This window comes from Streptomyces sp. SID5643 (assembly GCF_009872555.1).
Lineage (GTDB): Bacteria > Actinomycetota > Actinomycetes > Streptomycetales > Streptomycetaceae > Streptomyces > Streptomyces iakyrus.
The window spans coordinates 1-645 of the sequence record NZ_WWIC01000364.1; the positions used below are offsets into that span (position 1 = coordinate 1).

General features: G+C 74.0%; 1 protein-coding gene and 1 pseudogene. Both read left to right on the top strand.

What is annotated here, in order from left to right; genetic code table 11:
- Nucleotides 1-351: pseudogene (locus GTY56_RS39000) on the top strand (serine/threonine protein kinase); the annotation flags it as partial.
- A partial coding sequence (locus GTY56_RS39005; protein WP_202511341.1) for a hypothetical protein occupies nucleotides 348-645 on the top strand: 298 nt, incomplete at its 3' end. The pseudogene GTY56_RS39000 and the gene GTY56_RS39005, both read left to right, overlap by 4 nt.

Sequence of the window (645 nt, forward strand, 5' to 3'; positions counted from 1 at the left end):
ACCACGGCGACCCCGCCCGCCGGTCCCGCCGTCAAGGACGTCGCCGTCTCGGCCTTCCGGCAGACGGGCCCCACGACCGCCACGGCGACCCTCGGCGTCACCACGGACGGCACCGGACCGGTCTCCATCACCGTCTCCTGGTTCACGGGGAACACGGCGGGGCAGCCGGGCACCCCGGACGGCACGTCCCAGACCTTCGAGCGCAGCGGCGCCACCCAGTACACGCTCACCGTCGAGCACACCTTCCAGACCCTCGGCTGCTATTGGACGGTGCAGGCCACCACGGCCCCCGCCGCAGCCGACGGCGGCGCCTCGCAGGAGCTCCTGACCAGGCGGTGCGACCTCCGATGACCGCACACGACGACGACCGCGCAACCGCGTCGGCCTACGAGCGGACCGAGGTGCTGGACGCCGCGGAAGAGCGGACTCGGATCGACGACCGGGCCGGTGAGCGGACTCGTATCTTCGACCCCGCCGGTGAGCGGACTCGGGTCCTCGGCCCCGCCGGTGAGCGCACTCGCGTTCTCGATGCGGCCGGTGAGCGCACCCGCGTTCTCAGACCCGCCGACCGGCGCGGCGACGACTCAGCCGATCAGCCAGCCGATCACCCCGCCGACACCCCCGCCGTCACCCCCGCCGTCACCC